Genomic DNA, 20,595 nt, shown 5'->3' with positions numbered 1-20,595 from the left:
TACAGCACGACCTGGAGACACGATGAATCCGTTGCGACCCCAGCCGACGCGCCGACGCGCGCTCGGCCTTCTCGGCGCCGTCATGGCCGGCGCCGCCGGCCCGGCCTTCGCGCAGGCGAGCCCACCCAGCTTTCCCACCCGCGTGGTGCGCATCATCCCCTTCGGCTCGGGCGGCGGGCCGATGGACTCGATCGCGCGCATCTACGCCGACAAGCTCAAGACGCGCTGGAACCAGCCGGTGATCGTCGAACCCCGGCCCGGCGCGAGTGGCACCATCGCGGCCGACGCGGTCGCCAAGGCGGCGCCCGATGGCTACACGGTGCTGCTGACGCTGCCGCTCACGCACATCAACAACGTGGTGCTGCAGCCGCGCCTGCCCTACGACCCGGTGAAGGACTTCGAGCCGCTGTCGCAGCTCGCGACCGGCGGGCCGATGCTGATCGCGCGCGCCTCGGCGCCGTTCTCGAACGTGCGCGAGTTCGTCGCCTACGCCAAGGCGCACCGCGGCATCAGCTACGGCACCTGGGGCAACGGCTCGAACGCCCACCTGTTCGGCGAGCTGCTCGCGCGCCAGGCCGGCATCGACCTGATCCACGTGCCCTACAAGGCCGAGGCGGCCGCGCACAACGACCTGTTCGGCGAGGCGCTGGGCGTGGCCTGGGCCAACCCGGCCACCGCGCGCGGGCTGGCGCAGGCCGGCCGCATCAAGGTGCTGGGCATCACCGGCCGGCGCCGCGTGCGCTCGATGCCCGAGGTGCCGACCTTCGCCGAGCAGGGCTTCGCGGGCTTCGACCTCGACAGCTGGATCGGCGTCTACGCGCCCGCGAAAACGCCGCAGCCCGTGATCGACGAATGGGTCGCCGCGCTGCAGGCGGTCACGCGCCAGCCCGACGTGCAGGAGCGGCTGGCCGGCTTCGGCTTCGAGCCGCTGGGCAGCACGCCGGCCGAGTTCCGCGCCGGCCAGAAAGCCGATTTCCCCCGTGTCGCGGACCTGATCAAGGCCGCAGGAGTCACCCCCGAATGAGCACCGTCCTTCCCCCCTCTTCTTCCTCTTCCGCGTCCGAATGGCAGCCGGTCGCGTTCGACACCGGCACCGCCTACGGCCGCAAGCCGCCGAGCCACAAGGCCGAGCTGACCGAGGTCGGCGCCGGCAGGCCGATGGGCGAGCTGCTGCGGCGCTACTGGCATCCGATCGGGCTGGCCGCCGATGCCACCGACACGCCGCGCCAGGTGCGCGTGCTCGGCGAGGACCTGATCCTGTTCCGCGACAAGGGCGGCCGGCCCGGCCTGGTGCACTGGCGCTGCGCCCACCGCGGCGCCTCGCTCTACTACGGCCGCGTGGAGGAAGGCGGCATCCGCTGCTGCTACCACGGCTGGATGTTCGACGTGCAGGGCCACTGCGTCGACCAGCCCTGCGAGCCCGAGAACGGCGCGCGCACCCGCGGCCGCGTGCGCCAGCCCTGGTACCCGGTCGAGGAGCGCTACGGCCTGGTCTGGGCCTACCTCGGCCCGGCCGAGAAGAAGCCGGTGCTGCCGCGCTACGACTGCCTGGAGGTGCTCGACGAGGGCGAGACGCTCGAGGCCGACGACAACAGCATCGGCGGCGGCGGGCCGCGGATCGTTCCCTGCAACTGGCTGCAGCACTACGAAAACGTGGCCGACCCCTTCCACGTGCCGGTGCTGCACGGCAGCTTCAGCGGCACCCAGTTCGTGGCGCTGATGGGCCAGATGCCCGAGGTGAACTTCGAGAGCACCGAGACCGGCGTGATGATCACCTCGATCCGCCGCCTCGAGGACGGCCGCGTGTTCCGCCGCGTGGCCGGGCCGGTGCTGCCGACCCTGCGCGTGGTGCCGAACCCGCGCGTGGCGGCCTATGGCCGGGTCGAGTCGATCGGCTGGGTGCTGCCGATCGACGACCACAGCTTCCGCATCTACACCGTGGGCCGGGTGAAGGAGCCCGGCGACCTCGCGCGGGTGCGCTCGCGCCTCAACGGCAAGCTGTGGGAGGAACTCAGCGAGGAGGAGCACCGCCGCTTTCCCGGCGACTACGAGGCCCAGGTGAGCCAGGGCGCGATCACCGCGCATTCGGAGGAGCACCTGGCGAGCTCCGACCGTGGCATCGTGATGCTGCGCCGGCTGCTGCAGCGCCAGCTCGACGCGCTGCGCGAGGGCCGCGACCCGGCCGGCGTGAGCTTCGACGCCGATGCGCCGCCGGTGCGCTTCGAGGCCGGCAACTTCCTGCAGGGCGAATGAGCGCGGCCGTCGAACGCATCGCGGTGCGCGTCGCGCGCAAGACGATCGAGGCCGAGGGCATCGCGGGCTTCCGGCTCGAAGCGGCCGACGGCGGCGCGCTGCCGTCCTTCGAGGCCGGCGCGCACATCGAGGTGCTGCTGCCCGGCGGCCTGGTACGGCCCTACTCGCTGTGCAACCCGCCCGCGCAAGCGCCCGGCCATTACGAGATCGGCGTGCTGCGCGAGGAAGCTTCGCGCGGCGGCTCGCGCGCGCTGCACGAGGCGGTGGCCGAGGGCACGCTGCTGCAGGTCAGCGCGCCGCGCAATCTGTTCGCGCTCGACGAAGAGGCCGGCCACAGCCTGCTGCTGGCCGGCGGCATCGGCATCACGCCGCTGCTCGCGATGGCGCACCGGCTCGTAGCGCTGGGCCGCGACTTCGCGCTGCACTGCTGCAGCCGCAGCGCGGCACGTGCGGCGTATCGTGCGCGGCTGCGGGCGGAGGCCTTCGCCGACCGGGTCTTCTTCCACGACGACGACGGCCCGCCCGCGCAGCGCATCGACCTGGCCGCCACCATCGGCGCGCCGGCGCCCGGGCGCCATCTCTACGTCTGCGGGCCGAACGGCTTCATCGAAGCGGTGCGCGCCACCGCCCGCGCGCTCGGCTGGCCCGAGGAGCGCGTGCATTTCGAATGCTTCACGGGCGCGTCGCTGCCCGCCGAGCAGGCCGGCAGCTTCGAGGTGCAGTTGCGCAGCAGCGGCCGCGTGGTGCGCGTGCCGGCCGCGCTCAGCGTGGTGGACGCGCTCGCGGCCGAGGGGATCGAGATCCCGGTGTCCTGCGCCCAGGGCGTCTGCGGCACCTGCCTCACGCGCGTGCTCGAGGGCGAGGTCGCGCACCACGACCTCTTCCTCACGCCCGCCGAGCAGGCCGCCAACGACCAGTTCCTGCCCTGCTGCTCGCGCGCGCGTTCGCCGCGGCTGGTGCTCGATCTCTAGGAGGCTTCGGGGTCCTCGAGCAGTTCGTGCAGGACCATGCGCGTCTGCCGGCCGCGCAGCAGCACCTGCTCCTCGATGCGGCGCGTGGGCAGCCGCCCCGCGAGCCCCTCGTGCGTGGTGTCGGACATCAGCGTGCGCGTGCCCAGCTCCTTGTTGCTGCCCTCGATGCGGCTCGCGGCGTTGATCACGTCGCCGAGCGCGGTGTAGGAGAGCCGGTCGCTGGACCCGAGCACGCCGGCGATCACCACGCCGGTGTGCATGCCGATGCGCGTGTGGAAGGGCTGCAGCCCCTCGGCCTGCCAGCGGCGGTTGAGCTCGGCCATCTCGGCATGCAGCTCGAGCGCGGCCAGGCAGGCGCGGTACTCGGCATCGGGCAGTTCGAGCGGCGCGCCCCACAGCACCATGATGCCGTCGCCCATGTACTTGTCGACCACGCCCCCATGGCGCGCGAACACGCGCTGCGCGAGGTTGAAGTACTCGGTGAGCTGGCGCACCAGCAGGTCGGCCGGCAGCGATTCGGCGATGCTGGTAAAGCCCTCGACGTCGGTGAACATCGCGGTGATGCGGCGCGGCGAACCGCCGGGTGCCAGCGCATGGCCCTCGGCCACGAGCTGGCGGATCAGGTGCACCGGCACGAACTTGCTGAAGGCCCGCAGGCTGCGCGCGGAGTCGTCGAGCGCCTGGTTCAGGTGCTGGATCTCGAGCACGCGGCTGGGCTGCTGCGGCAGGTCGTCGAGCTCGAGCCGGCCGATGCGGCGCGCGGTGTGCGACAGCTTCTCGATCGGCGCGGTCACCAGCTTCGACAGCCGCAGCGAGACGAAGAGCGCGAACACCAGGAAGGCCAGGGTCAGCAGCAGGCCCCAGCGCACCAGGCGCTCCACGCCGGCGAGCAGCACCGATTCGGGCTCCCAGCTGATCAGTTCCCAGCCCGTGGGGCCGATGCGCGAAGACTCGACCCGGTAGCGCTCGCCCGCGTGGGTGACGACGAAATTCTCGTCTTCCACGTTCTCCGAGATGCCGTGCGCCAGCATGTACGCATGCACCGCGCCGAGCACGCCGCCCTCGGGCAGCCGCAGTTCGCGCACGGGGTCGGGATGGTCGCTGCGCGCGAGCACGTGGTGGTCGTCGCTCAGCAGCACGCTCTCGCCGGGGCCGCGACTGCCGAACTGGCGCACCAGCGTCGACAGGTGGCCCAGCGACAGGTGGCCGACCACCACCAGCGACTGCGGCGTGTGCCCCTCGTCGTCGAGCCGCTCGGCCGGCTGGGCGTAGCTCACGCCAAGCTCCTCGCCGTCGTCGAAACGGAACGGTGGCGTCCACACCGACGCCTTCCGCGCCAGCGCCTCGCGGAACCAGGCGCGCTCGGTGGCGTCGTGGTCGCTGCGGAAGGACTCGATGCGCGTGGTCGCGAATCGCTGGCGCGGATCGCCGCCCTCGACGTCGAACGGACGTTTGTATTCCCAGGTCTCGGTGCTGAAGGCCGGATCGCGCACCACCTGGCGGATCGCCGACACCGGGTAGCGCTCGGCCATCAGCAGGTGGCCGTCGTCGCTGGCCACGCCGAGGCTGTCGAGCTCGGTCGCTTCCTCGAGCAGGGTCCACAGCAGCTCGGCGCTGCGCTCGCCGTCCTCGCCCAGCGGATGCAGGCTCGGCGACTCGCCGACGGCGTGCACCACCGCCTGGGTCTTGGCGAGGAAGGCCAGCACGTTGTCCTCGATGCGGTCGTGGTGGACCTTGTGCGCCGACTCGCCGATGCGCGACACCAGCCGCTGCGCGCCCCAGTAGCCCAGCGCCACCAGCAGCAGCGACTGCACCAGCGCGACGGCGCAGATGATGGTGCCGACATCGACCCGGAAGCGCCGCATGCGGCTGGCGGCCGGGGGTGGCCGGCCGGCCTCCGTGGGGGCCGCGGATGGAGCAGCGTCTGCCATGTGATTCCCTTCCTGCGCGCTCATGCGCGCCCGCGTTCGTTGTGGCGCGGATTGTCCCGGACTTCGCGGAATGCCCCCGGTACGCCGCGACAGGCCTAAAATGGCGGTTCGCTAGGGGTGTTGGGTCGGCTTGCCGACCCGGCTGAGAAAGTCCCTTTGAACCTGATTGAGGTAATCCTCGCGCAGGGAAGCTGGTCCGGCGGCCTGTCACGTTCTCTCGCGTGCCGGCCGCGCCGCTGGAGCCTCGCCCACCTGCCAAACCTTTTGCCCGGAGCAAAACGGATGGCACACGACGACACATCGAACCCTCTCGCCAACGAGGCGCTGACGCCGCTGCCGGCGTCGCAGCGCGTCTTCGGCTGGCACGACCATGCCTCGCTCTGGTTCAGCCTGGGCGTGGGCCTGCTGGTGATGCAGATCGGCGCCTACCTGGTGCCGGCCGTGGGCACGCGCGACGCGGCGATCGCGATCGCGCTGGGCTCGTGCCTCGGCGCCGCGCTGCTGGCCTGGACCGCGCGCCTGGGCTGCGAGAGCGGTCTGGCCAGCGCGGGCCTGATGCATGCCACCTACGGCAGCGCCTTCGCGCGGCTGCCGGTGCTGCTCAACATCGTGCAGCTGGTGGGCTGGACCACCTTCGAGCTGGTGATCATGCGCGAGGGCACGCAGGCCATCGGCCAGTCGGTGGCCGGGCCATGGCTGGGCAGTGCCTGGGGCGGCGTGGCGACCACGCTGCTGTGGGGCGCGGTGCTGCTGGCGCTGCTCGCGGGCTCGATGGTGAAGCTGGTGCGGCGCTTCGTGAGCCGCTTCGGGTTGCCGCTGGTGGTGCTGTCGCTGCTGTGGCTCAGCTGGCAATTCGCAACGCAGTTGCATGCCAAGGGCTTCGATGCCTTCTGGTCGCGCCCGGGCGACGGCAGCATGGGCATGTTCGGCGCCCTCGACCTCGTGATCGCGATGCCGGTGTCGTGGCTGCCGCTGGTGGCCGACTATGCGCGCCACGGCAAGCGCAGCGCCGGCGGGCTCGGCAGCGCCTTCAGCGGCACCTGGATCGGCTATGCGCTGGCCAACATCTGGTGCTATGCGCTGGGCGTGATGGTGGTCAGCGTGGCCGAGCCCGGCACCAGCCTGGTCACGGCGCTGCTGCTGGCGCAGGGCGGGCTGGTGGCGCTGGGCCTGATCCTGATCGACGAGCTCGACAACGCCTATGGCGACGTCTATTCGGGTTCGGTCTCCACCCACAGCCTGCTGCCGCGCTGGAGCGTGAAGCGCTGGGGCCTGCTGCTGGCCGTGCTGTGCATCGCGCTCGCGCTGGTGCTACCGATGCACACGCTCGAGCCCTTCCTGCTGCTGCTGAGCTCGGTGTTCGTGCCGCTCTACGGCGTGATCCTCGGGCGGCTGGGCGGCGGCCGCGCGGTGGCGCCGGCCGGCGCGCGCCCCAAGGTCGACCTGGCGGCGGCGCTGATCTGGATCGCGGGCATTGCGGCCTACCACGCGCTCGCGAAGTGGGCGCCGCAGTTCGGCTCGGCGCTGCCGACGCTCGCGCTGACCTTCGTGCTGGCCTGGCTCAGCCGGCCGAAGCCCGCAGCGGCAGGCGCTGCGTCGGCACTGGCGCAAAGCCGTGGTTGAGCGGGCCATGACCGGCGCCGACCCGCACGTCGACAGCGGCCGCCATCGCGCCGAGGATGTAGGCGCGTGCGCGCTCCACCGCCTCGGGCAGCGCAGCACCCAATGCCAGGTGCGCGGCGATGGCCGACGACAGCGTGCAGCCGGTGCCGTGCAGGTTGCGGCTCTCGATACGGCGCGAGGCCAGGCGCGTGCGTTCCCCACTGGATTGCAACAGCACGTCGACCACCTCGCTGCCCGGCAGGTGGCCGCCCTTGAGCAGCACGGCGCGCGCGCCCAGCGCCAGCAGCTCGTCGGCCGCGCCATCGAGCGCGCCGATGCCGTCGATCGCATGGCCGATCAGCAGGGCCGTCTCGTCGAGATTGGGCGTGACCACCGCGGCGCGCGGGAACAGTTCGCGCACCAGCACCTGCACCGTCTCGGCCGCGATCAGGCGGTCGCCGCTGGTGGCGACCATCACCGGATCGAGCACCACGTTCGGCAGGCGGTAGTGGTCGATGGCCCAGGCCACGACCTCGACCACCTCGGGCGCATGCAGCATGCCGAGCTTGACCGCGTCGACGCCGATGTCCTCGACCACGGCCTGGATCTGCGCCTTGAGGAAGGCCGGCGGCACGCCGTGGATGCCCGTGACGCCGAGCGTGTTCTGCGCGGTGAGCGCGGTGATGGCCGTCATGCCGTAGCAGCCGAGGGCCGCGAAGGTCTTGAGATCGGCCTGGATGCCGGCGCCGCCGCCGCTGTCGGAGCCGGCGATCGAGAGCACGCGCGCATAGCGCTGGGTGGGTCCTTGGGTCATGCCGAAAATTATCGACGCGATTCGAAGGCCCGAGGAGCATGGCGATGAACCTGCCCTTTCGATCGATGGCGATCCTCGGCGCGGGCCTCATGGGCCGGCTGATGGCCGTGACGCTCGCGCGGGCCGGCTGCCGTGTCGACCTTTACGAAGCGGGCAGCGCCGAGGCCGAAGGCGCGGCCGCGCGCGTGGCGGCGGCCATGCTCGCGCCGCTGGCCGAGTCGGCGGTGGCGCCGGTGCCGCTGGTGCGCATGGGCCACCACGCGCTGTCACGCTGGCCCGAGCTGCTCGCTCCGCTGGCGCGGCCGGTGTTCTTCCAGCGCGAAGGCACGCTGGTGCTGTGGCACCGGCAGGATGCGAACGAGGCCGCGCGGCTCGCGCGCGTGCTGGCCCACACCGGCACGCAGGTGCCCGAGCTGGCGCCGATGCGCACGCTCGATGGAGCGGGCATCGAGGCGCTCGAGCCCTCGCTGGGCCGGCGCTTCGCCAGCGGGCTGTTCCTGCCCGGCGAAGGCCAGCTCGACAACCGCGCGCTGTTGGCCGCCTTGCTCGCGACCTTGCAGGCCGACGACAAGGTCACGCTGCACTGGCAGTCGCCGCGCGCGCCCGAGGACTTCGCGCCCGGTTCGCCGGGCCAGCCCGATTGGCTGATCGACTGCCGCGGCCTCGGTGCCCGGCCGCAGTGGAACGCGCTGCGCGGCGTGCGCGGCGAGGTGATCCGCGTACATGCGCCCGACGTGACGCTGGCGCGGCCCACGCGGCTCGTGCATCCGCGCTATCCGCTCTACATCGCGCCCAAGCCCGAAGGCCTGTTCGTGATCGGCGCGACCGAGATCGAATCGAACGACATGTCGCCCGCGAGCGTGCGCTCGACGCTCGAACTGCTGAGTGCCGCCTATGCGGTGCACAGCGGCTTCGCCGAGGCGCGCATCGTCGAGATCGCGACGCAGTGCCGCCCCACCCTGCCCGACAACCTGCCCGCGCTGCGCCAGCCGCGGCCGCGCGTGCTGCAGATCAACGGCCTGTACCGCCACGGTTTCATGATCGCGCCCGCGCTGCTCGACGTCGCGATGGAGTGGCTCGCGCAGGGCCGCTCGCCGCTGGCGCAGGGCTTCGGCCTGGAGACCCCATGACGACGATGAACATCCTGATCAATGACAAGCCCTTCGCGCTGCCCGAGCACGCCACGCTGACCGACGCACTCGCCGCGCTGAATGCCACGCCGCCCTTCGCGGTGGCCGTGAACCGCGAGTTCGTGCCGCGCTCGGCCTATGCCGCGCGCGCGCTGCGGCCCGACGACCGCGTCGAAGTGATCCGCCCCGTGACGGGCGGCTGAACGCATTGATGGAGACAAGACCGATGACCACGACCCCGAACGATCCGCTGGTGCTCTACGGCGAGACCTTCCACAGCCGCCTGCTGCTGGGCACCGCGCGCTACCCCTCGCCCGACCTGCTCGAGGCCGCCGTGAAGCGCGCGAAGCCCGCGATGCTCACGGCCTCGCTGCGGCGCCAGACCGCCAACCAGGGCTCGGGCAACAGCGAGCTCGGCAACGGCTTCTGGGAGCTGCTGCGCCGGCTCGAGGTGCCGGTGCTGCCCAACACCGCGGGCTGCCACAGCGTGCAGGAGGTGGTCGCCACCGCGCAGATGGCGCGCGAGTTGTTCGGCACGCCGTGGATCAAGCTCGAGCTGATCGGCGACGACTACACGCTGCAGCCCGACACGCTGAACCTGGTCGATGCCGCCTCGCAGCTGATCCGCGACGGCTTCAAGGTGCTGCCCTACTGCACCGAGGACCTGGTGCTGTGCCAGCGGCTGGTCGACATCGGCTGCCAGGCCGTGATGCCGTGGGCCGCGCCGATCGGCACCGGCCGCGGGCCGGTCAACCCCTATGCGCTGCAGGTGCTGCGCGACCGGCTCGAGGTGCCGATGCTGGTCGACGCGGGACTGGGCCTGCCCTCGCATGCCTGCCAGGTGATGGAGTGGGGCTTCGACGGCGTGCTGCTGAACACCGCCGTCGCTCTCGCGCAGGACCCGGTCGCGATGGCCGGTGCCTTCGCCGATGCGGTGCAGGCCGGCCGGGCCGCGCGCCGCGCCGGCGCCATGGCCGCGCAGGATGCGGCGCAGGCCAGCACGCCGGTGCTGGGCACGCCGTTCTGGCATCACGCGGGATGAGCGGCGCCATGAACCACGAACGGCAACCGGACCGCGCGCGCGTCGCGCATGAGATCGTCGCGGCGCATGGCCTGCGCTTCGGCGCCGCCACCTCGGCCCCCGCGGCCGCCATCGCCTACAGCGCCGACGACGCCATCTACCGCGGCGCGCGACAGGCCTGCGGCGCGCTTGGCTTCATCGGCATCGACGCCGAATGCATCGCACGCGCCTGGCGCGCGCAGAGCGAGCGCCTCGGCGGCTTCGATGCGCAGCGCTGGCCCGATGCGCCCGCCGATTTCGGCCTGCGCGAATTTCCGCCGGCGGCGCGCGACAACGCCTTCGCGCCCTGCCCCGAGCAGCTCGGCCTCTATGCCGTGCTGCCCGATGCGGCCTGGGTCGGCCGCATGGCGCGCGCGGGCGTGCCGACGGTGCAGCTGCGCTTCAAGTCCGAGGACGCGACGGCCGTGGCGCGCGAAGTGCGCGCGGCCGTCGAGGCCGTGCAGGGCACCGGCGCGCTGCTGTTCATCAACGACCACTGGCGCGTGGCGATCGAGGCGCGTGCCTACGGCGTGCACCTGGGCCAGGAAGACCTCGATGCGCTCGCGCCCGAGGAACTGCGACAGATCCACGCCGCCGGCCTGCGCCTGGGCGTCAGCACGCACGGCTATGCCGAGATGGTGCGCGCCGACGCCGTGAGCCCGAGCTACATCGCGATGGGCGCGGTCTATCCGACCACGCTCAAGAAGATGGCGACCGCGCCGCAGGGCGTGGCGCGGCTCGCGGCCTATGCGCGATTGCTGCGCGGCTATCCGCAGGTGGGCATCGGCGGCATCGACGCGTTGCGCCTGCCCGAGGTGCTCGCCACCGGCGTCGGTTCCGTCGCCGTGGTGCGCGCGCTGGTGGCCGCCGAGGACCCCGAAGGCACGGCCGCGCAATGGATGGCCGCCATCGACGCCCACCGCACCGCATCGGCTGCGAAGCCCTGAACCCGACCGAATGACGCATCCTTCTCTCCTTCTTTCGCGCACGCCCATTGCCTGCGCGATGGCCGCCCTGCTCGCCGCCCACGGCGCCTTCGCCCAGACACAGGACACCACCGCGCTGCCCGCCGTGACCGTGAACCCGGCCGCCGTCGCGCCGCCGGCCGAGGTCAGCGGCTTCGGCGACGTGCCGCTGCGCGAGCTGCCGCTGTCGGCCACCGTGATCGACAGCAACCAGCTGCGCGCGAGCGGCGCGCGCCGTCTCGCCGACCTCACGCAGTTCGATGCCTCGGTGACCGATGCCTACAACTCAGCCGGCTACTGGGACTACCTCACGGTGCGCGGCTTCGTGCTCGACAACCGCTTCAACTATCGGCGCGAGGGCCTGCCGATCAGCGCCGAGACCTCGATCCCGCTCGACAACAAGGAGCGCGTCGAGATCCTGCGCGGCACCAGCGGCATCCAGGCCGGCACCAGCGCGCCGGGCGGGCTCGTCAACTACGTGGTCAAGCGGCCGACCGAACACGATCTGCGCACCGTGCGCATCGAGACCACGAGCCGCGGCAGCCTGCTCGGCGCGGTCGACTTCGGCGGACGCTTCGGCGCGCAGCGCGAGTTCGGCTACCGGATCAACGTCGCGGCCGAGAACCTCAAGCCGCTGGTGCACGACCTCGACGGCAACCGCAACCTGTTCTCGCTCGCGGCCGACTGGCGCATCACGCGCGACTCGGTGCTCGAGTTCGAGATCGAGAAGAGCCGCAAGACGCAGCCGAGCCAGAACGGTTACAGCCTGCTGGGTGCCCGGTTGCCGGCGCCGGTCGATCCGCGCATCAACCTCAACAACCAGCCCTGGTCGCAGCCTTCGGAATTCGATGCGCTGACCGGCACCTTGCGCTTCAGCCAGGCCATCAACGCCGACTGGCGCTGGAGCGCGCAGATCGGCCGGCAGCGGCTGCGCACCGACGACCGCCTGGCCTACGCCTTCGGCTGCGGCGCCGAGGGCAACTACGACCGCTACTGCAGCGACGGCACCTTCGACGTCTACGACTTCCGCAGCGAGAACGAGCGCCGCACGCAGACCGCGGGCAGCCTCAACCTCAAGGGCAACGTGATGACCGGCAGCGTGCGGCACGAGCTCGGCATCGGCCTCTTGCAAAGCCGCGTGCGCAACCGCTTCCAGAACCAGGCCTACAACTACGCGGGCACCGGCAACATCTGGGCGACCTCGTTCGTGCCGCCGGCGCCCGACGCCGCCACGCCGCAGACCAACCGCGACGAGCGCTCGACCGAGCTCACCCTGCAGGACGCGATCCGCTGGAACGAGCGCTTCACCACCTGGGTCGGCGTGCGCCACACGCGGCTCGACCGCAGCAGCATCGGCAACGACGGCTCCGACCCGACCGGCTACAAGCAGGAGGTGACCACCCCGTGGGTGGCCGTGAGCTACGTGCTGCGGCCCGAGCTGCTGGCCTATGCGAGCTGGGGCAAGGGCGTGGAATCGCAAGTGGTGCCGAACCGGCCCGACCTCTACAGCAATGCGGGGCAGGCGCTCGCGGCGCTCGCGTCGCGGCAATGGGAGCTGGGCCTCAAGGGCGGCAACGAGGCCTTCAATTGGCAGCTCGCGTGGTTCGACATCTCGCGGCCGCTGACCAACCTCGATGCCTGCGGCGAATCGTGCACGGTGCGCAACGACGGCCGCGCCGTGCATCGCGGGCTGGAGGCCGGCGCGCAATGGAACCAGGGACCCTGGCGGCTCGACGGCAGCGTGTCGGTCATCGATGCGAAGCGCCGCGGCAGCACGGCCGATCCCGCGCTCAACGGGCAGTCGCCGACCAACGTGCCCAAGCAGGTGCTGCGCGCGCAGGTCGCCTACCGCGTGCCCGCGGTGGCGGGCCTCGAGATCGCGGGACAGCTGTCGTACGAAGGCCGGCGCAACGTGCTGCTCGATGGTTCGATCCGCCTGCCGTCGTGGACGCGTCTCGATGCGGTGCTGCGCTACGACACCAGGCTCAACGGCGTGAACACCAGCTGGTCGCTGGCCGTCGACAACGTCTTCGATCGCCGCTACTGGAAGGAATCGCCCTATCAGTTCAGCCACGTCTACCTGTTCCCGGGCGCACCGCGCACGCTGCGGCTCGGCGTGAGTATCGCGCTCTGAACTTTTTTAGCGAAAAGTTGCGTCGGTTTGCCAGACCCTCAAAAACGACGCTATAATCTGAGGCTTGTTCCTCGATAGCTCAGTCGGTAGAGCGCCGGACTGTTAATCCGTAGGTCCCTGGTTCGAGCCCAGGTCGAGGAGCCACTATAAGCCGCAAGGCCTCTGGATGCCCTGCTACTCAAAAGGTAGCAGGGCTTTTCCTTTTTAGGCCGTTTATTTGGCAGTCGCCAAATATCCAGTAGTTCGGCACACGCCGCGCCGCTACCATCCGGCCCATGTGGACCCCGCCAGATTCACACGACGAGCTTGGCCATCCCCTCACCGCGCAGGAGGCTTGGCGGCGAGCGTTCCACGATGAATTCCACGAACTTGCCGATGGCGCCGTCGACGACGACTGGCTGCACTCGATCTGCGACGCGATCTATCCGCTTGCGCTCGATGGTGAGCCGCGGCGAGCTGCGAAGCTCGTCTACGTCACCCTGACATTCGAGATGCCCGAGTTCCTGGAGACCGAGATTGCCGCGCGCGAGCGCAACCTCAGGTTGAAGGCTGTGGGTCCGTGGCTGGCCCGGTGCCTCGGGCCCTGGCCGCCGCGGTAGTCCTCAAGCCTCGGCGGCCTCTTCCTCGGCCTCTGGCGCTCCGCCTTCTCCAGCCGGGCCGGCCGCCATCAAGTCCGCTGACGGCAGCTCGAGCATCTGCCGCGCATCGTCCACGGTGCACGTCAGCCAACGATCGAAGTTGTGCTCCTCGAGCGGCACGACCGACCGCTTGTCGAAGATCTCCTGGCCCGTCTTCCGATCGATCTCGATCTTGTGCATGCGCGACATCAACGGGTGAAGGTTCGCGTTGAGGGTGAGCATCGTGTAGCTGTCCCACTCTTCGCCGGTCTTTGGGTCCTTCCAGACGTCCCAAAGACCAGCCAGGCCCCAAGGCTTCGCGTCGGCGCGACGGAAGCGCCACCAGACGTTCTTCCCGGTTTCCCAGTTGGGCTCATCAAAGCTGCTGGCCGGGATGATGCACCGCTGCCCCCGCTTCCACGCATTGCGAAAAGTGAAGGACTTCTCCATACGGTCGGTGCGCGAGTTGACCGTGCTGAGCCTCTTGCCCGGCTGGTCCTTCTCCTTCTGCTCCTTCGTCTGCTTCGCCTGAGGGATGTGCGTCGGTGACCACGGCGGGATCATCCCCCACTGTCCAAACACCATCTCCCGCTCGTACTCCGTCACGTCGCGCGCGCGGCGTATGAAGGCTGCACCTGACAGCGGAAACACCTGCAGCAGGTTCTTCCAGTCGTTGCGGCGATTGGTCTTCCGGTCGATCGCCCAGAAGGCTTCGATCTCGCGGTCCTCAGCGGAAATGTAACGGGTGCACATGGTCTAGATTCTGCGCTCGGATACCCGTTGACGGTCAACCGGGGCCGAGAAGATACTGTACACCCATCCAGTACTTTCGGAGATTCCGATGACAGCAGCCACAGACCGTTTCGCCTGGGTTTCCAGCTTTACCAATGCCTGGAACAGGGCCGCCGACGGCCAAGCCAATCACGAGCATCTGATCGAGGTTGGAGAAGCCCTCTACCCGGTCCTCAAGGCACGATCTCCCGAAGAGGTCGCGCAGGAGCACTACGAGAACAGCCCGAAGCCTGAACTGCCGCACACGCCGGCACCGCAGGCTTGGCCAGCCAGTGAAGAAGATGTGCCGTTCTGACCATGAAAGACGTCGAGTACTTCACATTCATGATGCCGCCGAGCATCTGGAAGAAGAAGCCGCACCCGTCGAGCTTCAAGATGTCGATCGAGCAAGCGGCGCAGCGATGTCCAGAGGCCACGCCGATCATGAGCACCCGAGAGGTGCGCAGCCTGCCCGAAACGGCGGAAGAAATGCAGCGCAACCAGATCAAGCACAACGGTAGGGCAAAGACACCTGAAGAAGAAAAGTTGCAAGCATGGCTCGTCTCCCGCATCGGCATGAAGAGCGAAAAGCTCGGATAGTGCGACCCTCGACAATCGAACCATGCAAGCTGAATTTTTCCCCTCCGAGTCCACGATCCTCCGCACGCCGACCTGGTACAGCGCCGAAGCCCACGACGAAACCGAGCTGCGGCTGGCGCCCGGGGACTACAAGGTGACGCCCGGCGAGCGCTGGACGGTCACCTCGTTGAAGGACGGCTCGACCGTCTACAGTGGCATCGGCCCTGTCGAGATCCGCCGCGGCTCGAGGTGAGCGGCATGGCATCCCTCTACCTCTCGATGACCGAGAAGCTCGTTGCGCACTGGAAGGCCACGGGCAACACCTACCCGAAGAAGTTCATCCTCACGCCGGCGCAGCACAAGGAGTACGAGCGGCTGCGCGTCATAGGTAGCTTCCCGCCGACCGACAGCATGGTGCACATGGGCGTGCCGATCGAGCTCACCGAGGGCACGCCCGGCGTGATGGTCGCGGCCGACGGCGCCGAGGTCGCGCTGCTCGGAACCCCCGACGCATGAAGACTGCCGAGCTCGCCGGCGCGGCGCTCAATGCTTGGATCGCGAAGGCCCTGGGCGAGCCGGTCGTCATCGACTACGTCAACGACTGGCCGGCATTCGACCGGCTGCTCGAGCGCGAGGCCATTCACGTCGCGCCGATGCCCGGGAAGGGCCACACATGGTGCGCGATCGTCACTGGCAAACCTGGAAGCCGCTTCCCGGACGGCCGAGCGCCCTGGCAGGAAGGGGCCACGCCGCGCGTCGCTGTCGGCCGCGCAATCGTTGCTGCTCGCTTCGGGGCCGAGGTGCCGGAGTGATCAGGCCCCCAGAGACCAGCAGCCAACATCAACAAAACGTAGAACCCATAGGTGTCAGGGCCTGGCGCGCTTCGGCCAAAGAGCGCGTGGCGCTGCTGATTGCAGTATCGACAGGCCGCAACGATGTTCTCGCGCGCGTTGCGGCCGCCGTCCATGCGAGCCTTCAGATGCTCGGCCGTGACCTCGCGACCCATCGCTCGATAACAGTAAAAACATTTACCATCTTGCGCGCTGCAGGCGAGGCTTCGAAGGGTCGAAATGCGATGTGTGCCCATGCAGGGAACTCCAAAGGTTGAACTTAGAGTCCCCGATGCACACAGTGTCAGAGCGGGCGCCGTGCCACGAGCGATCGGCGGGTGCGCCATCGCGGTCGCACGGTCGAGCGGATGCCCGAGCGTCAAAAATTTTACTAGCGAAAAATTGGGGGCAGCCTGCATAGACTTTTCCGGCAAGCAAGCATCCTTGCTGCCCTACTCGCCCTGCCCTTCTTCGCCGCGGCCGAGTCCCGGACGTGCCTCGTTGTCGGCGTCAGCGACGGCGACACCATCACCGCGCGCTGCGGCGCCGCGGGCAGCTACGAACAGGTGAAGGTGCGCTTCAACGGCATCGACGCGCCGGAAAAGCGGCAGCCATTCGGCGAGCGCGCGAAGCAGGCGATGTCCGACCTGGTCTACATGAAGACCGTCGAGCTCGACTGCCGCAAGACGGATCGCTACGGCCGCAGCGTGTGCCGCGTGCACGTCGCTCCAGCCTCGGCGCCGCGCGGCCCGGCTACGCTCGACGCCGGCCTGGCCATGATCACGCTGGGCCTCGCATGGTGGTACCGGGACTACGCACGCGAGCAGACGCCGCAGGAGCGCGGCCAGTACGAGTTCGCCGAGCAGGAGGCCCGAGCGAAGGGCGCCGGGCTCTGGGTGGACAAGCGGGCGATGGCGCCTTGGGAATGGCGGCGCGAGCGGCGCTCGAAGCCCTGATACATTCCCGCGATGACCTTCACCACCTACCAGATCGGCAAGCTCATCTTCGTAGCCGTCGCTGCTCTGGTCTGGGGAATCTACTGCGGGCTCACTGGTCGCGATTTGAGAGGACGACTGGAGCGGCCCGGCCAATCGCCTGAGAAGCGCGACTGACGCCAAGCGCGGGCTGCAGCGCTGCAGGCGGCGCTGCGGCTAGCGCCCGTTGAATCGGCCCTGAGAGTGCTGCAGCTCGAGCTGCTGGTCGCGCACCGAGGCCGATCAGCGACAGAGGATTTCCCCCCGAGATCGCGCCTAGCCCACCAGCCAGCGCCCAGTCGAGCGGCGAGGCCTGCGGGCGACTGCCTACGCGCTCGGTCACCTGCGCAGCGGTCGGGAAAGCGGTGGCGAACTCGCCGGCCTGCCGGAGCTCGCCCGACAGCGGCCGCCCTCGCTTGAGCTGCGCCGCAAGATCCTTCGCCGAGACGCTGCCTGTCGTTGGATTGAGAGCACGCTCCACCGAATATGTCTTCGCGATCAGTTGCCGCGCGTTGCGGAACTCATCGAGCATCACGAGCGGGAAGCCATTCGTGGCCAGGTGCTGCTCGATCACGTTCTCTAGCGCGCCAGCGCCGTCTCGGAAGGCCTTGCCCATGTCCTTCTCGCCGCGGCGATACGCCGCATCGGCCATGCCGCGGAGCTCACGGATCTTGTCGATCGCGCTGCGCGCATCGAAGGCGCCGGACCGTAGCGAGTCGATCTGCGCGATGACCGGGTTCGGGGCCGCGTCGGGGAAGCCCTGGGCCGCACGGCGGTACGGTGCCGTGATGTCGTCGAGTGCCTTGGTATAGGCCGAGGACGGGGTGATAGTGCCGGTGCTGCCCACCGCGTCATATGCGGCGCCGGCGCGCTGTCGGATGTTCTGCAACAGCTCGGGCGTCAGCTGATCGCTGTCGGCAACGCCGAGAGCACGCTTGGCGAGCGCCGTGGTCGTCTCCTGATTGCGCGCGCTGGCGTTCTGCGCCGTGGTGATCTTGCCGGCCAAGCCTTCGATGATGCGATTCCCAAGCGTGGGCGCGACCTGCGTTGGCGGAATGACGTAGCCGAGGGCCTGCGCATCCTGTGCGGCCTGCCGCACGCCCAGTGGCACCTCAGGGCCTCGGACGGCCCTTCCAATGGCCTGGCCAGCGACGCCGAAGCCGCGCGCCACGGGGGGGACCGCGGCGCCCAACGCGGCGCCGGTACCGGCCTGCTCGGGGTCAGCCAGGCCGGCCGTGACGCCGCCCGAGATCGCGCCGCCAGCGGTGCGGACGCCCAACCCCGCGCCCTGCGCGCTGAGTCCGCCCGAAGCGATGGCTTCACCCAGAGCCGCCACACGCGGCGCGGCGGCCGCGGCGCCAGCTGCGCGCACACCAAGGCCTAGCGCGCCTCCCACCGGCAGCGTGGTTGCGATCTGCCCGCCCACGCGGCCGACCTCGGCGGCCGTGCTGCCGCCGAAGTCGCGCCGGAACTCGTCGGTGCCGGCCTTGTTGATGGCAGCGACGCGCTCGCCCTCCTTCGTACCGGCCACCTTGTCGAAGCCGGTGGCCAGCAGCTGCGCGCCGGTGTCGATGACATCGCGGGCGCCGCGGCCGACGCCAGCCAGGAACCCGGCGACCGGACTGACGCTCGGCGTCGGGGTGTCGAGCTGGCCGTTGAACGGCTGCAGCGCGGGTGCCGCGGGCGCGGCGTCGAGTTGACCGTCGAAGGGTTTCAGCGCCATCTCAGCTCCCGATGAAGCGCCGGCCCTGCGCGTCTTCGTAGACCGGCTTGCCGCCAGAGGTTCCCACCTGGCGCGACATGCCGGCCGGCAGCGTGGCAGGCGCGGCGGCGTTCCCGGCGTTGCCCACGACCGTTGCCGCACGCGCTTCCGAATTCGGCACCTCGGCAAGGATGCCTCGGATCGCAACCTCGCGGTTCTGGCGCTTCTGCTCGATCACCTTCGACGAATCGCCGGGCTGCGGGAAGTACTGCTTGTCGCCGTTGTCGAACTCGGCTGGCGAGATCACGGCGCCCGACTCGCGGCGCAGCGTCGCATTTAGGAAGTCGCGCTTGGCCTGATCGAGCTGCTGGCCCTGCTCGCTGTTCACCAGGTTCACGAGACCGCCCACGACCGGGGTGTTTGCCCCCGGCGTGGAGAACAACTTCCCGGAGGCCTGCAGGTCACCGAGGATCTTGTTGGCGGTCTGCATGCGCGAGCCGAACAGCAGCGCCTTGCTCTGCCCTTCGGTGAGCGCGTTCTTGCCCTTGGCGGTGTCAGGGTCGGCCGGGCCGCCAGGAATGAACTCGAGGCCGCTGCCGTCGGCCTTCAGCCGATAGCCGGCTGGCAGGCCTGCGGTGCTGGCGCGCACGGCCTCGATGCCGAGACGGGCGCGATCGATCGCGTTGGCCTCTTGCTGCTGGGCTGTCTGCGCCGCGGTGCGCGCCTGAGTCGCGCGCTCCTGGATCAAGGTGCGCTGTGTGTCGCCGGCCTCGCGCGTGGCGAGGGCTGCAGCCTGCGCACGCTGCTGCAGCGGCGTCAGAGCAGCATCGACCTGCTGCGCGAAGACCTGCGCTCCATTGCGGCCCGGAGGCGCGCCTCGCGCGGCCAACGTGCGCAGCGCCGCGCCGTCGAACATCGACTGCGCTGCCGCTGGGCCCGGGTTCTCGATCACCGTCAATGCACCCTGCGGGACCGAAGCATTCGAGGCCTGCAGGCGCGCGAGGCGCGCGTTCGTGTCGGCCAATCCACCGAGGGCATTCGGATCAGCAGCCGTTGGCGTGCCGACATTCGTGCCGGAAAAACTGTTCCCGCTGCGCGTGACGCCGAGAGGAAGACCGGATGGTGCTGCAGGTGCCGCGGCAGGCGGAAGCGCGCCGAGGCCCGCCATCGAGTCGGCCAAGGGCTCGCCGTACGCTGCCGGTGCTGCGGACACCACCCCGGCCGCGGGCGTCGCACCGCCTTGGTATTCGAGGCTGCGCGGGTCTGTCAGATTGTTCAGCCGCGCCGCGGGCGCTGCTGCGGCAACGCCAGTGCCGACCGGCGTCGCCGGCGCAAAGCTGCGCGGTCCCGTCGCGATAACGCCGCGCTGCAGCGCCGCGTCGTTGAGGTTCGTGCTGAACTGGCTGCTCGGCCGCGGGTAGATCCCGAATGCTGCACCACCGCCGCCTTGCGGGTCGGGCGCAGCAACCGGCGCCGGAACTGTGAGGCGGTCGACTGGCGCGCGCGGATCCGCGCCCAGCGCTGCCCGGCCACCGGCTATCGCGCGGTCAGCGGCCAAGTAGCCCAGGCCTCCGCCGATCAGGCCACCCACGACGGAGCCAGCAGGCCCGAGTGCCGATCCCATGGCCGCACCGCCACTCGCGCCGGCGCCCGCGGCGCTTAGGCGCCCCACCCCTTGTGCGGTCTGCGCGGCAACATCAAGGCCCGTCGCATTCGGATTCGTCGCCACGTCGTAGACCTGCTTGCCCTCGAGCCCGACTCCGAGTGCAACCCCTGCCCCGCCGACGGCGCGCGCCACCGGCAGGCCGAGACCCGAAGCTGCGGCCGGCGCGGCGGCCGCGCTCGCCACGGCGGGCAACCTCGTCGGCTGCACCACCTCCGCAGCGCCCATGTTGACGGCAGGTCGTCGGCCGATCAGCTCACCTGCCGGTGCCGCTGCTGGCGCCTGAGTTGCGACGCCCGTAGGCGAAGACGCAGCGACCGGAGCACCTGCGGCGCTCGGCGCGATCTGCGGCGGCGGCACGACATCCGCCATCCCCATGTTGATCGTCGGCCGGCGGCCAATCACATCGCCAGCGGCTGGGGGCGGCACGGTGCCAACGGGGGCGGGCGCCGCGGGCGGCCGGCGCACGCCGTAGCCGGTTTGATCGGGCAAGAGTTGTGTCGCCATGGGAGCTTCCTGAGGTTCCGCGGCATTCTTCGCGCGCCCTCGCGCGGGGTCGAACCCTACCGGGGGCGTCGTACTATTGCTGCTTCCGAACG

At 70.1% G+C, this 20,595-nt stretch carries 21 protein-coding genes, 1 tRNA gene and 1 riboswitch; of the genes, 16 read left to right on the top strand and 6 right to left on the bottom strand.

Features of this window, described 5'->3' with window-relative positions:
• The first annotated feature begins 22 nt into the window (after positions 1-22).
• The 3 genes from INQ48_14150 to INQ48_14140 are packed head-to-tail and all read left to right on the top strand — an operon-like array spanning position 23 to position 3,224.
• Positions 23-1,024: a tripartite tricarboxylate transporter substrate binding protein gene (locus INQ48_14150; GenBank protein QRF60282.1), complete on the top strand. Its 1,002-nt coding sequence runs from the start codon at positions 23-25 to the stop codon at positions 1,022-1,024.
• Entirely contained in the window at positions 1,021-2,253 is a 1,233-nt protein-coding gene (locus INQ48_14145; GenBank protein QRF60281.1) for an aromatic ring-hydroxylating dioxygenase subunit alpha, read from the top strand. Before INQ48_14150 ends, INQ48_14145 begins: the two co-directional genes overlap by 4 nt.
• Entirely contained in the window at positions 2,250-3,224 is a 975-nt protein-coding gene (locus tag INQ48_14140; protein QRF60280.1) for an oxidoreductase, read from the top strand. The genes INQ48_14145 and INQ48_14140 overlap by 4 nt, the downstream gene beginning before the upstream one ends.
• On the opposite strand, the gene INQ48_14135 is transcribed toward INQ48_14140, so the two are convergent.
• The gene (locus INQ48_14135; GenBank protein ID QRF60279.1) at positions 3,221-5,179 is read right to left on the bottom strand and encodes an adenylate/guanylate cyclase domain-containing protein; all 1,959 of its coding nucleotides are present in this window, start codon (positions 5,177-5,179) and stop codon (positions 3,221-3,223) included. The two genes, INQ48_14140 and INQ48_14135, sit on opposite strands and share 4 nt — an antisense overlap.
• 79 nt (positions 5,180-5,258) lie before the next feature.
• A riboswitch (TPP riboswitch) is annotated at positions 5,259-5,361 on the top strand.
• Between the two features lie 76 nt (positions 5,362-5,437).
• On the opposite strand from INQ48_14135, the gene INQ48_14130 reads away from it, so the two are divergent.
• Positions 5,438-6,778, top strand: coding sequence for a cytosine permease (locus INQ48_14130; GenBank protein QRF60278.1), 1,341 nt, complete (start codon positions 5,438-5,440; stop codon positions 6,776-6,778).
• Here the strand turns inward: INQ48_14130 and thiD are convergent.
• Positions 6,717-7,571: a bifunctional hydroxymethylpyrimidine kinase/phosphomethylpyrimidine kinase gene (thiD, locus tag INQ48_14125; GenBank protein ID QRF60277.1), complete on the bottom strand. Its 855-nt coding sequence runs from the start codon at positions 7,569-7,571 to the stop codon at positions 6,717-6,719. The two genes, INQ48_14130 and thiD, sit on opposite strands and share 62 nt — an antisense overlap.
• A 44-nt stretch (positions 7,572-7,615) precedes the next feature.
• Between thiD and INQ48_14120 the strand changes: the two genes are divergently transcribed.
• From INQ48_14120 to INQ48_14090, 7 genes are all read left to right on the top strand, one after another.
• Positions 7,616-8,701 carry an FAD-dependent oxidoreductase gene (locus INQ48_14120; protein ID QRF60276.1) on the top strand — a complete coding sequence of 362 codons (1,086 nt, stop codon included), beginning with the start codon at positions 7,616-7,618 and terminating at the stop codon, positions 8,699-8,701.
• A gap of 5 nt (positions 8,702-8,706) precedes the next feature.
• The gene (thiS, locus tag INQ48_14115; protein ID QRF60728.1) at positions 8,707-8,904 is read left to right on the top strand and encodes a sulfur carrier protein ThiS; all 198 of its coding nucleotides are present in this window, start codon (positions 8,707-8,709) and stop codon (positions 8,902-8,904) included.
• Positions 8,905-8,927: 23 nt separating this feature from the next.
• Complete coding sequence (locus INQ48_14110; GenBank protein ID QRF60275.1) at positions 8,928-9,743, top strand: thiazole synthase; 816 nt, start codon at positions 8,928-8,930, stop codon at positions 9,741-9,743.
• Positions 9,744-9,751: 8 nt separating this feature from the next.
• Positions 9,752-10,708 (top strand): thiamine phosphate synthase, encoded by a 957-nt coding sequence (gene thiE / locus INQ48_14105; protein QRF60274.1) that lies wholly within the window; start codon positions 9,752-9,754, stop codon positions 10,706-10,708.
• A 10-nt stretch (positions 10,709-10,718) separates the two neighbouring features.
• Positions 10,719-12,860 (top strand): TonB-dependent siderophore receptor, encoded by a 2,142-nt coding sequence (locus tag INQ48_14100; GenBank protein QRF60273.1) that lies wholly within the window; start codon positions 10,719-10,721, stop codon positions 12,858-12,860.
• 68 nt (positions 12,861-12,928) lie between these two features.
• Positions 12,929-13,004: transfer RNA gene (locus tag INQ48_14095), tRNA-Asn, on the top strand.
• Positions 13,005-13,135: 131 nt separating this feature from the next.
• Positions 13,136-13,459 (top strand): hypothetical protein, encoded by a 324-nt coding sequence (locus INQ48_14090; protein ID QRF60272.1) that lies wholly within the window; start codon positions 13,136-13,138, stop codon positions 13,457-13,459.
• A gap of 3 nt (positions 13,460-13,462) precedes the next feature.
• On the opposite strand, the gene INQ48_14085 is transcribed toward INQ48_14090, so the two are convergent.
• Positions 13,463-14,230 carry an SOS response-associated peptidase family protein gene (locus INQ48_14085; protein ID QRF60271.1) on the bottom strand — a complete coding sequence of 256 codons (768 nt, stop codon included), beginning with the start codon at positions 14,228-14,230 and terminating at the stop codon, positions 13,463-13,465.
• 88 nt (positions 14,231-14,318) lie between these two features.
• On the opposite strand from INQ48_14085, the gene INQ48_14080 reads away from it, so the two are divergent.
• From INQ48_14080 to INQ48_14065, 4 genes are read left to right on the top strand one after another with little or no spacing between them, the layout of a single operon-like run.
• On the top strand, positions 14,319-14,564 hold the full coding sequence (locus INQ48_14080; GenBank protein ID QRF60270.1) for a hypothetical protein: 246 nt from the start codon (positions 14,319-14,321) through the stop codon (positions 14,562-14,564).
• A gap of 2 nt (positions 14,565-14,566) precedes the next feature.
• Positions 14,567-14,848: a hypothetical protein gene (locus INQ48_14075; GenBank protein ID QRF60269.1), complete on the top strand. Its 282-nt coding sequence runs from the start codon at positions 14,567-14,569 to the stop codon at positions 14,846-14,848.
• Between the two features lie 22 nt (positions 14,849-14,870).
• Positions 14,871-15,080: a hypothetical protein gene (locus tag INQ48_14070; protein QRF60268.1), complete on the top strand. Its 210-nt coding sequence runs from the start codon at positions 14,871-14,873 to the stop codon at positions 15,078-15,080.
• Between the two features lie 5 nt (positions 15,081-15,085).
• Positions 15,086-15,343 (top strand): hypothetical protein, encoded by a 258-nt coding sequence (locus INQ48_14065; GenBank protein ID QRF60267.1) that lies wholly within the window; start codon positions 15,086-15,088, stop codon positions 15,341-15,343.
• Positions 15,344-15,467: 124 nt separating this feature from the next.
• Here INQ48_14065 and INQ48_14060 read toward each other — a convergent pair whose 3' ends face one another.
• The gene (locus INQ48_14060; GenBank protein ID QRF60266.1) at positions 15,468-15,914 is read right to left on the bottom strand and encodes an HNH endonuclease; all 447 of its coding nucleotides are present in this window, start codon (positions 15,912-15,914) and stop codon (positions 15,468-15,470) included.
• 183 nt (positions 15,915-16,097) lie between these two features.
• Here INQ48_14060 and INQ48_14055 point away from each other — a divergent pair, with 183 nt between their 5' ends.
• Complete coding sequence (locus tag INQ48_14055; GenBank protein QRF60727.1) at positions 16,098-16,613, top strand: thermonuclease family protein; 516 nt, start codon at positions 16,098-16,100, stop codon at positions 16,611-16,613.
• Positions 16,614-16,704: 91 nt separating this feature from the next.
• Here INQ48_14055 and INQ48_14050 read toward each other — a convergent pair whose 3' ends face one another.
• Complete coding sequence (locus INQ48_14050) at positions 16,705-18,354, bottom strand: hypothetical protein (GenBank protein ID QRF60265.1); 1,650 nt, start codon at positions 18,352-18,354, stop codon at positions 16,705-16,707.
• Position 18,355: 1 nt separating this feature from the next.
• A complete protein-coding gene (locus tag INQ48_14045) occupies positions 18,356-20,503 on the bottom strand; it encodes a hypothetical protein (protein QRF60264.1) in 2,148 nt (715 codons plus the stop codon).
• Positions 20,504-20,595 lie beyond the last annotated feature (92 nt).

It is taken from the genome of Variovorax paradoxus (genome assembly GCA_016806145.1).
Lineage (GTDB): Bacteria > Pseudomonadota > Gammaproteobacteria > Burkholderiales > Burkholderiaceae_C > Variovorax.
Note: the sequence above shows the minus strand (reverse complement) of the source record. Positions and strands in the feature narration are given on the sequence as shown.

What these genes read in the sequence shown, in the direction of transcription:
- INQ48_14150 (QRF60282.1), top strand. Translation starts at nt 23, where the DNA reads ATGAATCCGTTGCGACCCCAGCCGACGCGCCGACGCGCGCTCGGCCTT.
- INQ48_14145 (QRF60281.1), top strand. Translation starts at nt 1,021, where the DNA reads ATGAGCACCGTCCTTCCCCCCTCTTCTTCCTCTTCCGCGTCCGAATGG.
- INQ48_14140 (QRF60280.1), top strand. Translation starts at nt 2,250, where the DNA reads ATGAGCGCGGCCGTCGAACGCATCGCGGTGCGCGTCGCGCGCAAGACG.
- INQ48_14135 (QRF60279.1), bottom strand. Translation starts at nt 5,179, where the DNA reads ATGAGCGCGCAGGAAGGGAATCACATGGCAGACGCTGCTCCATCCGCG.
- INQ48_14130 (QRF60278.1), top strand. Translation starts at nt 5,438, where the DNA reads ATGGCACACGACGACACATCGAACCCTCTCGCCAACGAGGCGCTGACG.
- thiD (QRF60277.1), bottom strand. Translation starts at nt 7,571, where the DNA reads ATGACCCAAGGACCCACCCAGCGCTATGCGCGCGTGCTCTCGATCGCC.
- INQ48_14120 (QRF60276.1), top strand. Translation starts at nt 7,616, where the DNA reads ATGAACCTGCCCTTTCGATCGATGGCGATCCTCGGCGCGGGCCTCATG.
- thiS (QRF60728.1), top strand. Translation starts at nt 8,707, where the DNA reads ATGAACATCCTGATCAATGACAAGCCCTTCGCGCTGCCCGAGCACGCC.
- INQ48_14110 (QRF60275.1), top strand. Translation starts at nt 8,928, where the DNA reads ATGACCACGACCCCGAACGATCCGCTGGTGCTCTACGGCGAGACCTTC.
- thiE (QRF60274.1), top strand. Translation starts at nt 9,752, where the DNA reads ATGAACCACGAACGGCAACCGGACCGCGCGCGCGTCGCGCATGAGATC.
- INQ48_14100 (QRF60273.1), top strand. Translation starts at nt 10,719, where the DNA reads ATGACGCATCCTTCTCTCCTTCTTTCGCGCACGCCCATTGCCTGCGCG.
- INQ48_14090 (QRF60272.1), top strand. Translation starts at nt 13,136, where the DNA reads ATGTGGACCCCGCCAGATTCACACGACGAGCTTGGCCATCCCCTCACC.
- INQ48_14085 (QRF60271.1), bottom strand. Translation starts at nt 14,230, where the DNA reads ATGTGCACCCGTTACATTTCCGCTGAGGACCGCGAGATCGAAGCCTTC.
- INQ48_14080 (QRF60270.1), top strand. Translation starts at nt 14,319, where the DNA reads ATGACAGCAGCCACAGACCGTTTCGCCTGGGTTTCCAGCTTTACCAAT.
- INQ48_14075 (QRF60269.1), top strand. Translation starts at nt 14,567, where the DNA reads ATGAAAGACGTCGAGTACTTCACATTCATGATGCCGCCGAGCATCTGG.
- INQ48_14070 (QRF60268.1), top strand. Translation starts at nt 14,871, where the DNA reads ATGCAAGCTGAATTTTTCCCCTCCGAGTCCACGATCCTCCGCACGCCG.
- INQ48_14065 (QRF60267.1), top strand. Translation starts at nt 15,086, where the DNA reads ATGGCATCCCTCTACCTCTCGATGACCGAGAAGCTCGTTGCGCACTGG.
- INQ48_14060 (QRF60266.1), bottom strand. Translation starts at nt 15,914, where the DNA reads ATGGGCACACATCGCATTTCGACCCTTCGAAGCCTCGCCTGCAGCGCG.
- INQ48_14050 (QRF60265.1), bottom strand. Translation starts at nt 18,354, where the DNA reads ATGGCGCTGAAACCCTTCGACGGTCAACTCGACGCCGCGCCCGCGGCA.
- INQ48_14045 (QRF60264.1), bottom strand. Translation starts at nt 20,503, where the DNA reads ATGGCGACACAACTCTTGCCCGATCAAACCGGCTACGGCGTGCGCCGG.